We start from the raw sequence: 17,221 nt of genomic DNA, 5'->3' as shown, positions 1-17,221 counted from the left end.
AAGTGAGGCAAAAATAATGGAAGTTATCAAAGCGTATTGGATCCCAAAATCAGTTGATCTACCTGATGTTCGTGAACAGTTGGTCGATTCATCCTGTAAATTGGTTTTTCCAGTCTTAACGAATGAAAAAATTCAGGAGATTGCTTTGCAGATACAACAAAACCGCCTCGATTATTTGGCGCAGCTTACAACAGAAGATATCGTCAAAAAAATTGATCAGACCGTTCAAAAATGGCTTGATCCTAATTATCCGTTTCGGAAGCAGGCGGAAACACTGATTCCAAAAATCACTGGATACGATCCCGAAATGGTGCGGCTCGAATTGAAAAAATATATGCGGACATTTCGAAAAAAAGAATTGCTGCGCTTTTTAGATGAAGAATTTGATCAACCGGCGATGCTGGACGAGTTTCGTCCCCGAAAAACTGGCGGGATGAGCCGGGCATATGGACCGCGATCGATTTTTCATGTTTTTTCCGGAAATGTACCTGGCGTGCAAATTTGGAGTTTGATCATGGGGCTTTTATTAAAATCAGCCAATCTTGGCAAAACATCGACAGCGGAACCGCTGCTACCGGTACTGTTTAGTCAGTCGCTTGCCGAGGTGGATCCGCAATTGGCTGAAACGGTTGCGATTCTCCCCTGGAAAGGCGGAATGACGGAACTGGAGAAAGCCGCAGTTGACAGTTCCGAAGCAGTGATCGTTTATGGTTCGGATAAAGCAGTAAAAGCAGTTCGGCAATTGGTGCCACTGTCAAAAAAGTTTTTAACCTATGGGCATAAAATCAGTCTTGCTGTCATCGGCAAAGAAGCGCTTACGCCTGATCATTTCTATGAAACGGTTCATAAGCTTGCCGAAGATGTTTCCATCTATGATCAGCAAAGCTGTCTGTCACCGCAGTCTGTGCTCGTTGAAGCCGGCGGTGCGATCAGTCCCCAACAGTTTGCACAATTGCTGGCTGCCGAACTTGATCGTTATGCTAAAAAAAGACCAAGAGCATCGATAACGGATGAGGAAGCAATGTCGATTCGCAATTTGCGGAATCAAGCCGAGCTGGAATCGTTGGAAAATCCGAAAATCAGTTTGTATGCCAGCCAAGAGGATACGTCCTGGACGGTTGTATATCATGATGAACCCGGTTTTGCCGGATCGCCGCTGAATCGGTTTGTTCATGTGTTTGCATCCGAGAAACTGGAATCCGATCTTTCGAAAATGCAGCAATTTGAAAAATACCTTCAATCGTGCGGTCTTGCCGTTTCACCCGATCGTCTTTTTTTCCTTGCTGACTTTCTTGGTTCGCTTGGCGTCAACCGCCTATCGCCGATTGGACAAATGAACAGTGCAAAGCCGGGGTGGCATCATGATGGTCGGTTTAATTTGATCGACCTCTTGCGTTTTACGGATATTGAACGGGGACTTGAGGAAGGACTTGAATGGTACGATCCGGATGTGGAGTAGGCAGGATGGAAAAATCAATCGCATTCGATAGCGCTTCATAAGGGTGATTCATAAGTCCCTCGTGAGCAAAATAAGGATGCGAATGGTCAATAAGCGCGGTTCATAACGCCCTTTCGAAGGAAAAAAGAGTATTCACGGTCAATAAGCCCGGTTCATAACGCCCTTTCGAGGGAAAAAAGAATGTTCATGGTCAATAAGCCCGGTTCATAACGCCCTTTCGAAGGAAAAAAGAGTATTCACGGTCAATAAGCCCGGTTCATAACGCCCTTTCGAGGAAAAAAAGTGGATTCATGGTCAATAAGAACAGTTCATAACGCCCTTTCGGGGGAAAAAAGTGGATTCATGGTCAATAAGCCCGGTTCATAACGCCCTTTCGAGGGAAAAAAGAGTGTTCATGGTCAATAAGAACCGTTCATAACGCCCTTTCGAGGGAAAAAAGAATGTTCATGGTCAATAAGCCCGGTTCATAACGCTATTTCGAAGGAAAAAAGAGTGTTCATGGTCAATAAGCCCGGTTTATAACGCCCTTTCGAGGGAAAAAAGTGGATTCATGGTCAATAAGAACCGTTCATAACGCCCTTTCGAGGGAAAAAAGAGTGTTCATGGTCAATAAGCGCGGTTCATAACGCCCTTTCGAGGAAAAAAAGTGGATTCATGGTCAATAAGAACCGTTCATAACGCCCTTTCGAGGGAAAAAAGAGTGTTCACGGTCAATAAGCCCGGTTCATAACGCCCTTTCGAGGGAAAAAAGAATGTTCATGGTCAATAAGAACGGTTCATAACGCCCTATCGAGGGAAAAAAGAGTGTTCATGGTCAATAAGAACGGTTCATAACGCCCTTTCGAGGGAAAAAAGTGGATTCATGGTCAATAAGAACCGTTCATAACGCCTTTTCGAGGGAAAAAAGAGTGTTCACGGTCGATAAGAATGGTTCATAACGCTATTTCGAAGGAAAAAAGAGTGTTCATGGTCAATAAGCCCGGTTTATAAATCCCACCTAAAAGCCCAAAAAGCTAGTATAGCAAATTAAAAAAAGAAAGGAGGCTCACCGATGAACGTAAAAGACAAAATTGTGTTAGTCACCGGAGCAAGCAGGGGAATCGGAGCTGCGATTGCGAAAAAGTTTGCGGCGGAAGGGGCATTTGTCGGCGTCAATTATTTGAAAAATCAAGCGCTTGCTGAAAAAGTAGTTGCCGAAATTGAAGCATTTGGCGGACAGGCAGCTGCGTTTCAGGCAGATGTCCGCAGCCAGGATCAAGTGCAAACAATGATCACTCAACTAGGAGATTCTTTTGGCGGGATTGATATTGTCGTCAACAATGCGTTAAGCCATTATACGTTTAATCCAAAAACAAGGAAAACGGCCTGGGAAATAGACTGGCAGGATTATCAGACTCAATTAGATGGCAATGTCCAAGGCGCCTATAATGTTTGTAAGGCTGCGATTCCGTTTATGAAAGAACAAATGTCAGGGAGAATCATTAATATTGTCAGCAATTTAATCGATTTTCCGGTGATCCCGTACCATGACTATACAACAGCAAAGATGGCTTTGCTTGGTTTTACTCGTACACTTGCTGCCGACCTTGGTTCGTTTGGGATTACAGTCAATGCTGTTTCACCGGGTCTCACCTATCCAACGGACTCAAGTTCTGAAACAAAAGAAGATGTCCGCGAAGCGATTATTCAATTGACACCGCTGCACCGGCTGGCTACTCCAGATGATATTGCCGGCGCTGTCGTTTTCCTTGCATCCAACTGGGCATCTTTCATAACCGGACAATGTTTGAATGTTGACGGAGGATTGGTCATGAAATAACATCAACTAAGCCGTTTCTCATAAAGAGAAACGGCTATTTTCGTTATTGACCCTTTAATCTCTGTAGCTGATCAACCATTTGGGTTACTGCCTGACCGATCGAATTGATCGCTTGATCGAGCCCTTTTTTCCACGCGGGCGCCTGTTCCTTGATTTTTTCGCCTAATTTTTGTGCGTTTGCGTTTAATTCCTCGCTGATTTTCTTCGCCTGATCCCTTATCGCCTGTTGAGTTTGCCCGCTATTGGCCAGTTGTGTATTGATTGAATCGACTTCAAACTTGGCAGGTTTAACACTCGGCATCGCTGCACTCATGATTTCACGAAAAATCGGCACGACATTTTTTGAGCTGTTACTCGGAAGAAAATGTTCCCGGTCCGTCTGATCATAGCCAATCCATACGGCTCCGACAAGGTTCGGCGTATACCCCACCATCCATTGATCTTTTGTCCCGTTAATATCCGGAAATGGAAGCTGTGTTGACCCAGTTTTCGCAGCAATTTGTACCCCCTTGATTTGCGCATTTCTGCCAGTTCCCGATTCTACAACATTTAGCAGCATGGCGGTCATATCATTGGCAACTGATTTGGATGTTACGTTTGTTGTCTTTTCTTTATGTTCAGCAATAATATTTCCAGTTGGACCGACAATTTTTGTGATCAGATGGGCGTCATTCCGTTTTCCCCCGTTAGGAAAAACAGAGAATGCATCTGCCATCTGAAGAGGGGACACTCCTTTACTCATGCCGCCAAGCGCAATGGCCAGGTTTTCATCTTCCTTCCCATAGGGGATGCCAAAACGTTTGAGAGAGTCAAGCCCTTTTTTCAGCCCAATTTCATTCAACAGCCAAACCGCCGGAACGTTCAGCGATTCCTCAACTGCTTTATACATTGGAACTTCCCCTTGATACGTTTTCGAAAAATTCTCCGGTTTGTAATTTCCAATTGTCAGCGGTTCATCCTTTAGCTTCGAATTATAATTATAGCCTTCTTCAAGCGCTGGTGTATAAACAGCAAGGGGCTTCATCGTCGATCCCGGTTGGGCCTGCAATTGTGTTGCCCGGTTAAAACCGCGGAAAGTATGCTCACCGCGGCCGCCGACAAGTCCGCGAACTCCGCCGGAAGCAGGATCCAATAAAACCGCGCCGCTTTGAACAAGCTTCCCACCTCTTCCACTTGGAAACAAACGATTTTGGTTATAAACATTCTCAAGGCCAGCTTGAATATTTTGATCCATTTCCGTATAAATCCGGTAGCCTCTTGTTAGAATTTCATCCTGTGTCAAGCCATATTTTGAAATCGCTTCGTTTAATACTGCATCTACATAATAAGGATATTTTCGATCCACATAGCTGCCGCCGCCATCATGAAGCTGGATTTTTTCTTTTTTTGCTGCCGTATACTGGGCATTTGTGATCATGCCAAGCTCTTTCATCTTTGCCAAAACAACGTTGCGCCGCTGCATCGCGAGGTCGTAGTTGTTATACGGATCGAGGTAATTCGGCGCATGCAAAAGCCCGGCAAGCATGGCGGCTTCACTGATCGAGATATCCTTACTATTTTTATTAAAATATTTTTTTGCAGCATTGCCGATCCCCCAAGCACCGCTGCCAAAATAAACTTGGTTCAGATACATTTGCAGAATTTCGTCTTCTGTATAGACATTCTCGAGTTTTACCGCTAAAAAAAGCTCTTCTGCCTTCCGTTTATATGTCCTTTCCGGCGAAAGTAGCGCGTTTTTTGCCAGTTGTTGGGTCAAGGTGCTGCCACCAGCCGTAATTCTCCCTGCAAACAAATTGCTAAAAAATGCCCGTATGATCCCCCGAATATCGAAGCCGCCATGTTCATAAAAACGCTCGTCCTCGATTGCGACAACAGCGTTTGGAATATATCTTGGAATGTCTTTAATTGATACACCAATTGTCCGGTTTGTGGCAACATTTGTCGCGACATCGCCATCCTTATCGTAAATAACCGTCGCTTGGCTTAATCCTTCCTTAAGGGATTGAACATTCGCCCGGCTTGCCAGCCAACCGAAATAGGAGATCGTGACCAAAATAATAAGAAGAACAGATAATAACAAAACTTGTGTTAAGTGCTTCCGTTTCCAAAATCGCACTATCATTTCCCAAAAGGGTGCTAAGCGGTTCATATCAATCTCCTTACTTTCACCAATATTTCTGCTTCATTCATTATAATGATTCATCGAAACTTTTTCAAAAATGAGAGTATGGTTGAGGAAAAATAAATGGAAAAACCCGGATCATCCATGTGCCGGAAAATCAACTGTTTGACTAATGAAATCGTGGACAACCAAATAGCTCTGCTGCATATGCTATAGTAGCCGAGCTTATAAAAACGCAGTCCTGATGGATTTCGTTAAAAAATGGAATGCGAAAGTCGATAGGGGGGAGACTATTATGGTGAACTGGAAAGTGCGGTTTAAAAACTGGAGCTGGGTCGTTGCATTTATCTCGCAAATCATGCTTGTTGCGCAAATTATCTTGACTGGTTTAAATACATTGGGGATTACCGATTTTCAAATCACACAAGCTATTAAGGATTATGTATTGACCTTTGCCAATGCGGTGTTTGTTTTGCTCTCAATGCTTGGATTGGTTCAAGACCCAACGACAAAAGGGTATGCGGACAGTGATCATGCAATGAAATACGAGGAACCTAAATAAGGTTTTGCTTTACGAATCAGCCGAATAGCGCTATGATGTTTTTAGCAAGCTATTGAACTACTAGGGGTGCCCGAATTGGGCTGAGAGAAAAGCTTTTTTTCAACCCTTTTAACCTGATCTGGATGATGCCAGCGTAGGAAAGTAGCAGAAATGGTTTTTTCTAATACTTATTTCGGCAGCCAGTTCAATTGAATCTGGCTTTTTTTCATTCGATTGCCAGGCTCATGGGGACTCCGGCTTTTTATTATACATAAAGGAAGGGATTTTAATGGATACAAGTTATGTAGGAGAACTGCTGCAAAAGGTTAGGGAGGAAAATCCCCTCATCCATAATATTACAAATGTAGTTGTCACGAATTTTACTGCAAACGGCCTTTTAGCATTAGGAGCATCACCCGTGATGGCCTATGCTGCTGAAGAAGTGGCGGATATGGCAAAGATTGCTGGTGCACTCGTGTTAAATATCGGCACACTAAATACCATTGTCGTGGAGTCGATGCTGATTGCCGGAAAGTCGGCAAATGCAAACGGTGTTCCGGTTGTTCTTGATCCAGTTGGTGCTGGGGCAACGGCATACCGCACAGAAACCGCACAAAAAATCCTGGAACAAGTAGAGGTATCGATTTTGCGGGGCAATGCAGCCGAAATTGCCAACACAGCTGGGCAGCAATGGAATATTAAAGGTGTTGACGCTGGTGAATCACAAACAGATCCAGTCCATTTGGCAAAAACAGCCGCGAAAAAGCTCAATACTGTTGTTGTTTTAACTGGGAAAGAAGATATCGTCACCGATGGCGAAAAAACCTTCATTATACAAAACGGCGATGCTACATTAACAAAAGTGACTGGTACAGGCTGCTTACTAACGTCAGTTATTGGCGCATTTACCGCGGTGGAATCCGACCGGATCAAGGCATCTGTCGCTGCCCTTACATATTACGGCGTGGCAGCAGAGATTGCAGCCAAAAAAACGGATGGACCCGGCAGCTTTCAAATTGAATTTTTAAATCAGCTTTCAACTGTTACGGCAAAAGAAATCGAGCAACTAGGGAATTTTTCACAAATAAAGGAGTGACTGTCATGTCAGTGTATAAAGCTTTCACAATCGCTGGATCGGATAGCGGCGGGGGTGCCGGTATTCAGGCTGATTTAAAAACGTTCCAAGAATTAGGAGTATTTGGCATGTCGGCGATTACTGCGGTCACCGCGCAAAACACCCTTGGCGTTCAAGGGGTCTATCCGATGACTGCTGAAGCGGTAGCAGCTCAAATTGATTCCATTGGTACAGACATGGGAACTGACGCATTAAAAACAGGGATGCTGTTTAACGCCGAAATCATTGAGACTGTTGCAAAGAAAATCAAGCAGTATAATTGGAAAAAAGTCGTTGTCGATCCGGTGATGATCGCAAAAGGCGGGGCTTCCTTGCTGCAAAAAGAAGCGGTCGAAGCACTGAAAAACGTTTTGCTGCCGGTTTCGTTGATGATTACGCCAAACATTCCGGAAGCAGAGGAACTAACCGGGATGACAATTGAAACGCTTGAGGACAAAAAGGAAGCAGCAATGAAATTAACCAGCTTGGGCGTTCAAAATGTGATTATAAAGGGCGGTCATGATGAGCACAGCGATGTGGCGTTAGACGTATTATACGACGGGCAGGAATTTCATTACTTCAAAAGTACCCGTATTGCAACGAAAAACACGCATGGGACAGGCTGTACGTTCTCTGCTGCGTTAACCGCTGAGCTTGCAAAAGGAGCAAATGTGGCAGATGCGGCCGCAACGGCCAAAAACTTTATTCAAGCTGCGATCCAACATGATCTCAAAATCGGTGGCGGCCATGGCCCAACCAACCACTGGGCTTATAACAAAATTCGATAACTTTCTTATCGGGAGAATTGAAAAGAGGATGAAGTCATGTCAACATATGATCAAGAACGGTTGCGGAGCATACTGAAAGTATATTTTATTGCTGGAAGTCCAAATTGTACAAAAAATCCTAAAGAGGTATTGCAAGAAGCAATTGCAGGCGGAATCACCTTGTTTCAGTTTCGTGAGAAGGGAAAGGGAGCGCTGACTGGAGAGGCTAAATTCATGTTGGCTAATGAGCTGCAGCAAATTTGCCGTAATCATGGTGTCCCTTTTATTGTAAATGACGATGTTGAACTTGCGCTTAGGCTCGATGCTGATGGTGTTCATATTGGACAGGAAGATGAGCCAGTCGAAACCGTACGCAGCAAAATTGGCGATAAAATTCTTGGTGTGTCTGCACACACGCTTGAAGAAGTACATGCTGCAATCGAACAAGGCGCCGATTACTTAGGAATCGGACCGATTTTTCCAACATCAACAAAAGAGGATGTCAAACCCGTTCAAGGGACAACGTTCATTCGTGAACTCAGGAGAAAAGGAATAGACATTCCGCTTGTTGGCATTGGTGGAATCAACTCAGAAAATGCATCCGTTGTAATGGAAGCAGGGGCAGATGGCGTGAGTGTGATTACGGCGATCAGCCTTGCAACAAACATTCATGAAGCTGCAAAACAATTGAAAAATCAAGTATTATAGGTACAAACTACCATCCTAGTAAATTTGTAGGATGGTTTTTTTGTAGAATCATTTCAATTGTCTGGAAAAAAGTTTATAATAGAAAAAGTAAGAATATTCATTAAAGGAAGTGTGCTGGTTGCTGAGATTAGACCACTTTGTTATCCATATTGACCATGATGAAAAAAAGTTGTTTCAACTAAAAAAAAGCTTTGATGATTATGGAATTCCTTTTGACCCAGAAAAGGGACAAGTCACGAAAGCAATACATGTAGCAAATCTGTGGATTGGGGATCAATACCTTGTGCTGCCTTATTTAAAAAAACCAGATGGCGGCAGCTGGAAAAAAGAGTGGGTCTCCAAATATAATGGCGGGAAGCGCGGCATTTTCGGTCTATGTTTGGCAACCGATTCCTTGGACGATATTAAACATGGATTGGAAGAGCGTGGTATCCCTTTTCACGGACCAGAAAGAATCCCTTTTAAATTGTTTGGAGGGCTGTTAAAACTAAAACTGCCGTTACAAATTATTTACACAAAGCCAATCCCAAACAGCGATTTGCAAATCATGTTTTTGCAAATGGACAGTTTAGGAAAATTTGAATTTATTCGAAAGTATTTTATGAAACCAAATGCAGAGGATGTTGGTATCGTCTCGATCAGTGAAGCTTTTATAATGAAAGATTTTTCCCATGAGGAATGGGCATACATAAAGAATCTTTTTCCAAAGTTGGCTGGAACAAAGAATAAGAAAACGTTAAACATGGGGGAAACGAAGCTTCATTTTGTCCAAGACCCGCATCACGATTTATCCGTTGACTTGAAGGCTAAATCCTTGGAATTTCAATATGAAAATATGGAAATTGAAATTGAAAATGTCCGCTTGCTAATCGGTTAATCCTTCGGTGGCCTCTTTCTCATACACTGATTTTCTATTCCAATACTCTTTCCTGCTCTTGTCAACAGTTAATCGGTTGATGGGTGCTGCGTCGTATTTTTCCAATTTCATAAATTCTCTAGCAAACAAAAATAGTCACATAGAAACCATCTATGTGGCTATTTTTGTTTTTATCTGACCTCATTCAGAAATAAGACAGATTGTGACAACTTTATGACAAGGATTCGAGATGTGAACTACTTCACAGTTTAGACAAATATTCAAGTTGTATAGTGAACCTACATAGAGAGCATCGAATGAACCTCTCGGCCGCTGGGTGAAAGGTTTGAGTATAAAGGAGAGATCGAATTTGAAAAAGAAACGTTCACCGCTCGTAAATCGTTTGAAATACTTATCTCCAATTGAAAAACATTCAGAAAATCATAGTCAAACAACCTATGAAAATCGCGATTGGGAAAATGTCTACCGCCACAGATGGCAGCACGACAAAGTTGTTCGCTCCACTCACGGTGTTAACTGTACCGGGTCTTGCAGCTGGAATATTTTTGTAAAAGACGGCATTGTTACATGGGAAGGACAGCAGACTGACTACCCTTCAACAGGTCCAGATATGCCGGACTTTGAACCGCGCGGCTGTCCAAGGGGAGCAAGTTTTTCTTGGTATATTTACAGTCCGCTTCGCGTGAAGTATCCGTATGTCCGTGATGTACTTTTAACGATGTGGCGTGAGGCCTTGAAAGCAAACAGCCATCCGCTTGATGCTTGGAAAAGCATTGTCGAGAATCCGGAAAAAGCGAAAAGGTACAAGCAGGCTCGCGGAAAAGGCGGTCTTATCCGTGCCGAATGGAGCGAAGTGTTAAAGCTCGTATCTGCATCACTCTTATATACCGTTATGAAATATGGTCCGGATCGTAACATCGGCTTCTCGCCGATTCCTGCCATGTCAATGGTATCTTATGCCGCTGGTTCACGCTTTATGTCGTTAATGGGCGGACCGATGCTCAGCTTTTATGATTGGTATGCCGACCTGCCGCCAGCATCTCCGCAAATTTGGGGCGACCAGACGGATGTGCCGGAGAGCTCGGACTGGTTCAATGCTGGCTACATTATGACATGGGGTTCAAACGTACCATTAACACGGACTCCTGATGCCCACTTTCTTGCAGAGGTTCGCTACCGCGGCACAAAAGTTGTATCGGTCAGCCCAGATTATGCTGAATCGACGAAATTTGCCGATGACTGGATGAAAGTGAAACAAGGTGCTGACGGAGCCTTGGCAATGGCAATGGGTCATGTCATTTTAAAAGAATTCTATGTTGACAACAAGCATGACTATTTTATCAATTACGCCAAGCAATACACTGATTTTCCGTTTATTGTTACATTGAAAAAAGACGGGAACCACTACATTCCGGATCGCTTCTTAAACGCAAACGACCTTGGAAAAACAACCGGCAACGGGGACTTTAAACCGGTGCTATTCAATGAGAATACAAACGATTTTGCGATCCCAAATGGGACGATGGGAGCACGCTGGGAAGATAAAGCAAAATGGAACTTGCGGATGCAAGATGAAGAAACTGGCACTGCAATTGAGCCGCGCATGACCTTCAAGGACGCTGAAGATGAAATTGCAACCGTAAAACTTCCTTATTTTTCACATGCTGGCAACAGCATTCTCTACCGCTCTGTACCAATGAAAAAAGTAGAGGCAAGTGGACAGACCTTCTATACGACAACGGTATACGATTTGACGCTGGCAAACTACGGGGTTGATCGCGGCCTTGGCGGAGAAGCGGCAAAAACCTTTGATGATATGATCGCGTTCACGCCTGCATGGCAGGAAAGGATAACCGGCGTAAAAAAGGAACTTGTGATTCAAATTGCCCGTGAATTTGCTGAAAATGCACTTGAAACAAACGGGCGTTCCATGATTATTGTCGGTGCTGGAATCAATCACTGGTTTAACGCTGATACGATTTACCGTGCTGTTTTAAACCTTGTTTTATTCGTTGGCGCTCAAGGGGTAAACGGTGGCGGCTGGGCTCACTATGTCGGCCAGGAAAAACTGCGACCGGCAGAAGGCTGGCAAAATATCGCCACTGCCCGCGATTGGGTAATGCCGGCAAAACTGCAAAACGGAACATCGTTCTTCTATTTTGCAACCGACCAGTACCGCTACGAGGAACAGCCTGTTAGTGAGCATGTGTCGCCGGTAGTTGGCAAAGCACGTTATGAACATTATGCAGACTACAATGTACTGGCAGCACGACTTGGTTGGCTGCCAAGTTATCCAACTTTTAATAAAAATACAATCGATCTATATAATGAAGCGGAAAGCGCTGGAGCGTCTTCACCGGCAGAAGTCGGCCAGTATATTGCCCGGCAATTAAAGGAGAAGAAATTGCAGTTTGCAATCGAAGATCCCGACAATCCGGCCAACTTCCCGCGCAATTTATTTGTCTGGCGCGCGAACTTGATCTCCAGTTCTGGAAAAGGTCATGAGTATTTCTTGAAGCATCTTCTTGGAACAACGAATGGCTTATTAAATGAGGATGAAGACATGCTGCGGCCGCAGGAAATTAACTGGCGCGATGAAGCACCCGAAGGAAAGCTGGACCTGTTGATCAGCCTTGATTTCAGGATGGCTGGTACGCCGCTGTATTCCGATGTGATTTTACCAGCAGCAACCTGGTATGAAAAACATGATTTAAGCAGTACCGACATGCATCCGTTTATTCATCCATTTAATCCTGCGATTTCATCACCTTGGGAAGCAAAATCGGACTGGGAGATTTTTAAAGCATTGGCAAAGTCGGTTTCCGAGCTTGCAGCCGAACTGCAGCTTGATCCGGTGAAAGAAGTTGTCGCAACCCCGCTGCACCACGATACACCACAGGAGATGGCCCAGCCGCTTGGGGCTATCAAAGACTGGAGCAAAGGTGAATGTGACCCGATTCCTGGTAAAACCATGCCGCAAATTCATGTTGTCGAACGTGATTACAAGCTGATTTCGGAAAAAATGACCGCACTTGGTCCGAATATTAAAAACCTGCCATATGGCATTAAAGGAATTTCCTGGTCGGCAAGCGATGAATATGAAAAATTGAAAAAAGACCTTGGAACTGTCCGGAATGGTATCGGGGAAGGCTGTCCAAATATCGAATCGGCGAAAAGTGTTTCTGAAGCAATTTTAACATTATCATCCACATCGAATGGCCATATGGCGGTGAAGGCGTGGAAAGCACTTGAAAAGAATACCGATCTGCAGCTTGCTGATCTTGCCGAAGAGCGTGAGGAAGAATGCTTCACCTTTGCGCAAATTACCGCACAGCCAAAAACCGTGATTACATCGCCGGCATTCAGCGGTTCCGAAAAAGGCGGCCGCCGTTACTCGCCATTTACGACAAATGTGGAACGGCTCATTCCGTGGCGCACGGTCACCGGACGGCAATCGTTCTATCTTGATCATGAAATGATGCAGGAATTTGGCGAAGCAATGGCAACGTTCAAACCGATTTTGAACCATAAACCGTTTAAAAACAATCGGCCGGAAATCGAAGGAAAAGAGATTGTTTTAAATTATTTAACACCGCATAATAAATGGTCGGTTCACAGCATGTATTTTGATTCCCAGCCAATGCTGACACTGTTCCGTGGCGGCCCAACCGTCTGGATGAACAAGGATGATGCCGCAGAAGTTGGCGTGGCCGATAACGACTGGATCGAGTGCTTTAACCGCAATGGTGTCGTTGTTGCAAGAGCTGTTGTTTCCCACCGGATGCCAAGAGGAATGGCATTCATGCACCATGCCCAGGATCGGCATATCAATGTTCCTGGATCAAAATTAACAAATAATCGCGGCGGCACCCATAACAGCCCAACGCGGATCCATGTGAAACCAACTCATATGATTGGCGGATACGGCCAGCTTAGCTACGGCTACAACTATTATGGCCCTACCGGAAATCAGCGCGACTTGAATGTGGTCATCCGCAAACTGAAGGAGGTTGATTGGCTTGAAGATTAAAGCACAAATCGGGATGGTCATGAACTTGGATAAATGCATCGGCTGCCATACATGCAGTGTTACATGCAAAAACACCTGGACAAATCGTCCAGGTGCGGAATATATGTATTTTAATAATGTCGAAACGAAACCAGGGCTTGGTTACCCGAAACGTTGGGAAGACCAGGAAAAATATAAGGGCGGCTGGGAAGTGAAAAATGGCAAGCTGCAGTTAAAATCCGGCACGAAAACGAACCGCCTGCTGAATCTTTTTTATAACCCCAACTTGCCAACAATCGATGACTATTATGAGCCATGGAATTATGATTACGAGAATTTGACAAACAGTCCACAGCGAAAAACGCAGCCAGTTGCCCGCCCAAAATCGGCGCTGACTGGCGAATATATGGATATTCTCTGGGGACCGAACTGGGAAGATGATTTGGCTGGCGCCCATGTAACGGGTTTACAAGATCCAAACGTTGAAAAAATGGAAAACCAAATTCGCACCGAATTTGAAGATGTTTTCATGATGTATCTGCCACGGATTTGCGAGCATTGCATCAACCCATCGTGTGTCAGCGCCTGTCCGTCCGGAGCGATGTACAAACGGGAGGAAGACGGAATTGTACTCGTTGACCAAAACGCTTGCCGCGCTTGGAGACATTGTGTGTCTTCCTGTCCGTATAAAAAAGTTTATTTTAACTGGCAAACAAATAAAGCGGAAAAATGTACGCTTTGCTTCCCGCGAATTGAAGCGGGACTACCAACCATTTGTTCGGAAACATGCGTTGGACGGATTCGTTATCTCGGCGTAATGCTGTATGATGCCGATAAAGTGCAGGAAGCGGCAATGGCTGACGAGAAAGACCTTTATCATGCACAGCTGGAAGTATTTTTGGATCCGAATGATCCCGAAATTGTGGCGAAAGCCCGTGAAGAAGGGATCCCGATGGAGTGGATTGAGGCTGCGCAAAAATCGCCAATTTACCGGATGATTAAGGAATGGAAAATTGCACTTCCGCTCCATCCGGAATATCGCACACTGCCAATGGTTTGGTATATTCCACCGCTTAGTCCGATTATGAATATGTTTGAAGGTGTCGGTTCTTCTTCAAACGCAGAAGATATTTTCCCGGCAATTGACGAAATGCGGATTCCGATTGAATACCTGGCGAATCTTTTAACCGCAGGTGATGAAACCCATATCCGGTCAACACTGAAAAAAATGGCGGTAATGAGAAGCTATATGCGGAGCGTCCAAACGAACAAACAGCCAAATGGTAAGGTTGCTGAAGAGCTTGGCTTAAGTGAACAGGACATCAAGGATATGTACCGACTGCTTGCAATTGCTAAGTATGAAGACCGGTTTGTCATTCCGCCGTCACACCGCGAGGAAGTAGCTGATCTCTATGATGAGCAAGGTACTTGCGGCTTGGCTTTCGCTGGTGGACCAGGTGCGTGCGGAACATTGTCTTAAATTTAACGCATGGAGGAGAAAGGTAGCTTTCCCCTCCTAAAAAAAGAAGGTGAACGAATTTGCTTTATGATGAAATTCAAAGCGTTTTTCAAATATGTTCGTATTTATTAGCTTACCCGGATCAGGTCTTTCACGAGACGTTATCTGATCTGGAGGAGGCTGAAGTAAAGGAACTTTCGCCAGGTAAAATAAAACAAGAGCTTGGGCAATTTATTTCTGCAGCAAAGAAGCTAACAGTTGACGAGTTCATTCATACCTATGTTTACACCTTTGATTTTGGCAAGAAAACAAACTTGTATGTAACCTATATGACATCTGGTGAACAGAGAGAACGAGGAATTGATCTTCTGTTTTTGAAAAATTATTACAAACTTCATGGTTTTGAAGCGACCGAGCTTGAGCTGCCCGACTATTTGCCAATGATGCTTGAATTTGCCGGGCAAGTGGATAAGGAGACACTTCAGCCTGTTTTTGAACGGTATTTTGAGAATATGGTCGAGATACGCGATCGCTTAACTGAACAAAACAACCTGTACCGCCATGTCCTTGAGGCCGTTGTAGAAGCGGTGAAAGAAGCAGGAATAACCGAAACAAAGCGGAGGGGTGAAGAAGCATGGTCAACCAATTTATTTGGGTAATTTTTCCTTACATCGTCCTAACCATATTTATTTTTGGCCATATATATCGGTACAATCATGATCAATTTGGCTGGACTTCAAAGTCAAGTGAGCTTTTAGAAAAAAAACTGCTGCGTGTCGGCTCGAATTTATTCCATTTTGGAATTATCTTTGTATTTTTCGGCCATGTTGCCGGGTTAATCATTCCGGTCGAGGTGTATGAATCATTTGGAATAAGTGAAGAAGTCTATCATGCGGTCGCGTTGATTGGCGGGATTCCGGCAGGGATTGCTGCGGTCGCAGGCTTGATTATTTTAAGCTATCGCCGCATCACGGTGCGCCGGATCATTGCAACGAGCACGAAAGGAGATTACGTAGCACTTCTTCTTTTAACAGTTGTTGCATTGTCGGGATTATCAGCCACTCTTTTGAATATCAATCCAAAAGGATTTGATTACCGAACAACGATCGGCCCCTGGCTGCGGAGCGTTCTCCTCTTCCGTGCAGATGCAAGCTATCTTGTGAATGTGCCGCTGTGGTTTAAAATTCATATGGTTGCGGCAATGGGGATTTTTGCCGTTTGGCCATTTACCCGGCTCGTTCACGTCTTTAGCATGCCGCTGCGTTATTTATCAAGGAGCTATGTCGTATACCGCAAACGCGAACCAAAACAGCATACGGCTCGTTAGAACAAAAAGCCTGCTTTAATACGCAGGCTTTTTACTATTTTTTAGTTTAAGATTTCTTCAATTGTTTGCAGGGTTTCTGCGCTTAATTTTATGCCGGACGCTTTAACATTTTCTTCAAGCTGTTCCGGTCTGCTTGCACCGACGATCGCGCTTGAAACGCCTTTTTGGCGCAAAATCCAGGCGAGGGCAAGCTGAGCCATTGTCAGTTCATTGTCAGCCGCTACTTCTTTTAATCGTTCAACTTTATCAAGGTTCTCATCTGTTAAAAGCCCAAACAATGAACCGTAGTTTTCCTGGGCAGCGCGGCTTCCTTGCGGCACTGCGGCACCTTTTTTGTATTTGCCTGTCAGCACGCCTTGGGCTAGTGGAGACCAGACGACTTGGCCGATCCCGTATTTTTCACTCACAGGAAGGACTTCTTTTTCGATATAGCGCTCGAGCATGCTGTACTGAGGCTGGTTAACCACGATACGGTCGAGCAGTTTTTTATCAGCAATATGTACAGCTTCTGTAATTTGCTCGGCAGTCCATTCGCTAACACCGACATACAGAACTTTTCCTTGGCGAACCAAGTCATCAAGTGCCCTTAATGTTTCTTCGACGGGCGTTTCCGGATCGAAGCGATGGCAATAATAAAGGTCAACATAATCGGTTCCAAGACGCTTCAGGCTTGCGTGGCATTGCTCAATAACGTGTTTGCGCGAAAGCCCTCGGTCATTCGGGCCGTCACCCATTGGCCAAAACACTTTTGTCGCAAGGACATAAGAATCACGAGGATACTTTTTCAACGCCTTGCCAACGACGACTTCTGCTTCACCGCGCATATAAACATTTGCTGTATCAAAGAAGTTGATTCCAAGATCATAGGCTTTGTCGATGGAGGATGTTGCCTTTTCTTCTTCAACATATCCCCCGTATGTAAGCCAACTGCCGAGACTAATTTCGCTAACCTTTACCCCAGTCTTTCCTAAACGGCGATATTCCACAGTATTCCCTCCCAAAATAAAGTATTTCGTTAC

General features: G+C 44.5%; 13 protein-coding genes and 1 riboswitch. Of the genes, 11 read left to right on the top strand and 2 right to left on the bottom strand.

The features are described 5' to 3' along the window. The first annotated feature begins 16 nt into the window (after positions 1-16). Positions 17-1,459, top strand: coding sequence for an acyl-CoA reductase (locus ACQYAD_RS12640; RefSeq protein WP_430238641.1), 1,443 nt, complete (start codon positions 17-19; stop codon positions 1,457-1,459). Between the two features lie 1,051 nt (positions 1,460-2,510). Then, entirely contained in the window at positions 2,511-3,278 is a 768-nt protein-coding gene (locus ACQYAD_RS12635) for a 3-oxoacyl-ACP reductase (protein WP_430238640.1), read from the top strand. A 43-nt stretch (positions 3,279-3,321) separates the two neighbouring features. On the opposite strand, the gene ACQYAD_RS12630 is transcribed toward ACQYAD_RS12635, so the two are convergent. Beyond that, entirely contained in the window at positions 3,322-5,427 is a 2,106-nt protein-coding gene (locus ACQYAD_RS12630) for a PBP1A family penicillin-binding protein (RefSeq protein ID WP_430238638.1), read from the bottom strand. 268 nt (positions 5,428-5,695) lie between these two features. On the opposite strand from ACQYAD_RS12630, the gene ACQYAD_RS12625 reads away from it, so the two are divergent. The 9 genes from ACQYAD_RS12625 to narI all read left to right on the top strand — a co-directional run bounded on the left by ACQYAD_RS12625 (position 5,696) and on the right by narI (position 16,202). Then, positions 5,696-5,962 carry a phage holin gene (locus tag ACQYAD_RS12625; protein ID WP_430238636.1) on the top strand — a complete coding sequence of 89 codons (267 nt, stop codon included), beginning with the start codon at positions 5,696-5,698 and terminating at the stop codon, positions 5,960-5,962. A 52-nt stretch (positions 5,963-6,014) separates the two neighbouring features. Continuing rightward, a riboswitch (TPP riboswitch) is annotated at positions 6,015-6,119 on the top strand. 111 nt (positions 6,120-6,230) lie between these two features. Further along, positions 6,231-7,037, top strand: a complete 807-nt coding sequence (gene thiM, locus ACQYAD_RS12620) for a hydroxyethylthiazole kinase (protein ID WP_430238635.1) — start codon at positions 6,231-6,233, stop codon at positions 7,035-7,037. 5 nt (positions 7,038-7,042) lie between these two features. After that, positions 7,043-7,843 carry a bifunctional hydroxymethylpyrimidine kinase/phosphomethylpyrimidine kinase gene (gene thiD / locus ACQYAD_RS12615; protein ID WP_430238634.1) on the top strand — a complete coding sequence of 267 codons (801 nt, stop codon included), beginning with the start codon at positions 7,043-7,045 and terminating at the stop codon, positions 7,841-7,843. A gap of 36 nt (positions 7,844-7,879) precedes the next feature. Then, the gene (thiE, locus tag ACQYAD_RS12610; protein WP_430238632.1) at positions 7,880-8,530 is read left to right on the top strand and encodes a thiamine phosphate synthase; all 651 of its coding nucleotides are present in this window, start codon (positions 7,880-7,882) and stop codon (positions 8,528-8,530) included. Between the two features lie 118 nt (positions 8,531-8,648). Continuing rightward, complete coding sequence (locus tag ACQYAD_RS12605) at positions 8,649-9,407, top strand: hypothetical protein (RefSeq protein ID WP_430238631.1); 759 nt, start codon at positions 8,649-8,651, stop codon at positions 9,405-9,407. Between the two features lie 349 nt (positions 9,408-9,756). Then, the gene (locus ACQYAD_RS12600; protein ID WP_430238630.1) at positions 9,757-13,437 is read left to right on the top strand and encodes a nitrate reductase subunit alpha; all 3,681 of its coding nucleotides are present in this window, start codon (positions 9,757-9,759) and stop codon (positions 13,435-13,437) included. Next, on the top strand, positions 13,427-14,896 hold the full coding sequence (gene narH / locus ACQYAD_RS12595; protein ID WP_430238629.1) for a nitrate reductase subunit beta: 1,470 nt from the start codon (positions 13,427-13,429) through the stop codon (positions 14,894-14,896). Before ACQYAD_RS12600 ends, narH begins: the two co-directional genes overlap by 11 nt. A gap of 59 nt (positions 14,897-14,955) precedes the next feature. Further along, the gene (narJ, locus tag ACQYAD_RS12590; protein WP_430238628.1) at positions 14,956-15,534 is read left to right on the top strand and encodes a nitrate reductase molybdenum cofactor assembly chaperone; all 579 of its coding nucleotides are present in this window, start codon (positions 14,956-14,958) and stop codon (positions 15,532-15,534) included. Continuing rightward, positions 15,510-16,202 (top strand): respiratory nitrate reductase subunit gamma, encoded by a 693-nt coding sequence (gene narI / locus ACQYAD_RS12585; protein ID WP_430238626.1) that lies wholly within the window; start codon positions 15,510-15,512, stop codon positions 16,200-16,202. The genes narJ and narI overlap by 25 nt, the downstream gene beginning before the upstream one ends. A gap of 41 nt (positions 16,203-16,243) precedes the next feature. Here the strand turns inward: narI and ACQYAD_RS12580 are convergent, their stop codons facing one another. Further along, entirely contained in the window at positions 16,244-17,188 is a 945-nt protein-coding gene (locus ACQYAD_RS12580) for an aldo/keto reductase family protein (protein ID WP_430238625.1), read from the bottom strand. Positions 17,189-17,221: the final 33 nt, after the last annotated feature.

The organism is Neobacillus sp. SM06 (assembly GCF_050496765.1).
Classification (GTDB): Bacteria; Bacillota; Bacilli; order Bacillales; family Cytobacillaceae; genus JAEVLT01.
This window is presented reverse-complemented; position numbering and strand designations above follow the sequence as displayed.

Bases quoted from the DNA above. Each gene is read 5' to 3' on its own strand.
- ACQYAD_RS12630 (WP_430238638.1), bottom strand. From the start codon at position 5,427: ATGAACCGCTTAGCACCCTTTTGGGAAATGATAGTGCGATTTTGGAAA.
- thiD (WP_430238634.1), top strand. From the start codon at position 7,043: ATGTCAGTGTATAAAGCTTTCACAATCGCTGGATCGGATAGCGGCGGG.
- thiE (WP_430238632.1), top strand. From the start codon at position 7,880: ATGTCAACATATGATCAAGAACGGTTGCGGAGCATACTGAAAGTATAT.
- thiM (WP_430238635.1), top strand. From the start codon at position 6,231: ATGGATACAAGTTATGTAGGAGAACTGCTGCAAAAGGTTAGGGAGGAA.
- ACQYAD_RS12635 (WP_430238640.1), top strand. From the start codon at position 2,511: ATGAACGTAAAAGACAAAATTGTGTTAGTCACCGGAGCAAGCAGGGGA.
- narI (WP_430238626.1), top strand. From the start codon at position 15,510: ATGGTCAACCAATTTATTTGGGTAATTTTTCCTTACATCGTCCTAACC.
- ACQYAD_RS12625 (WP_430238636.1), top strand. From the start codon at position 5,696: ATGGTGAACTGGAAAGTGCGGTTTAAAAACTGGAGCTGGGTCGTTGCA.
- ACQYAD_RS12640 (WP_430238641.1), top strand. From the start codon at position 17: ATGGAAGTTATCAAAGCGTATTGGATCCCAAAATCAGTTGATCTACCT.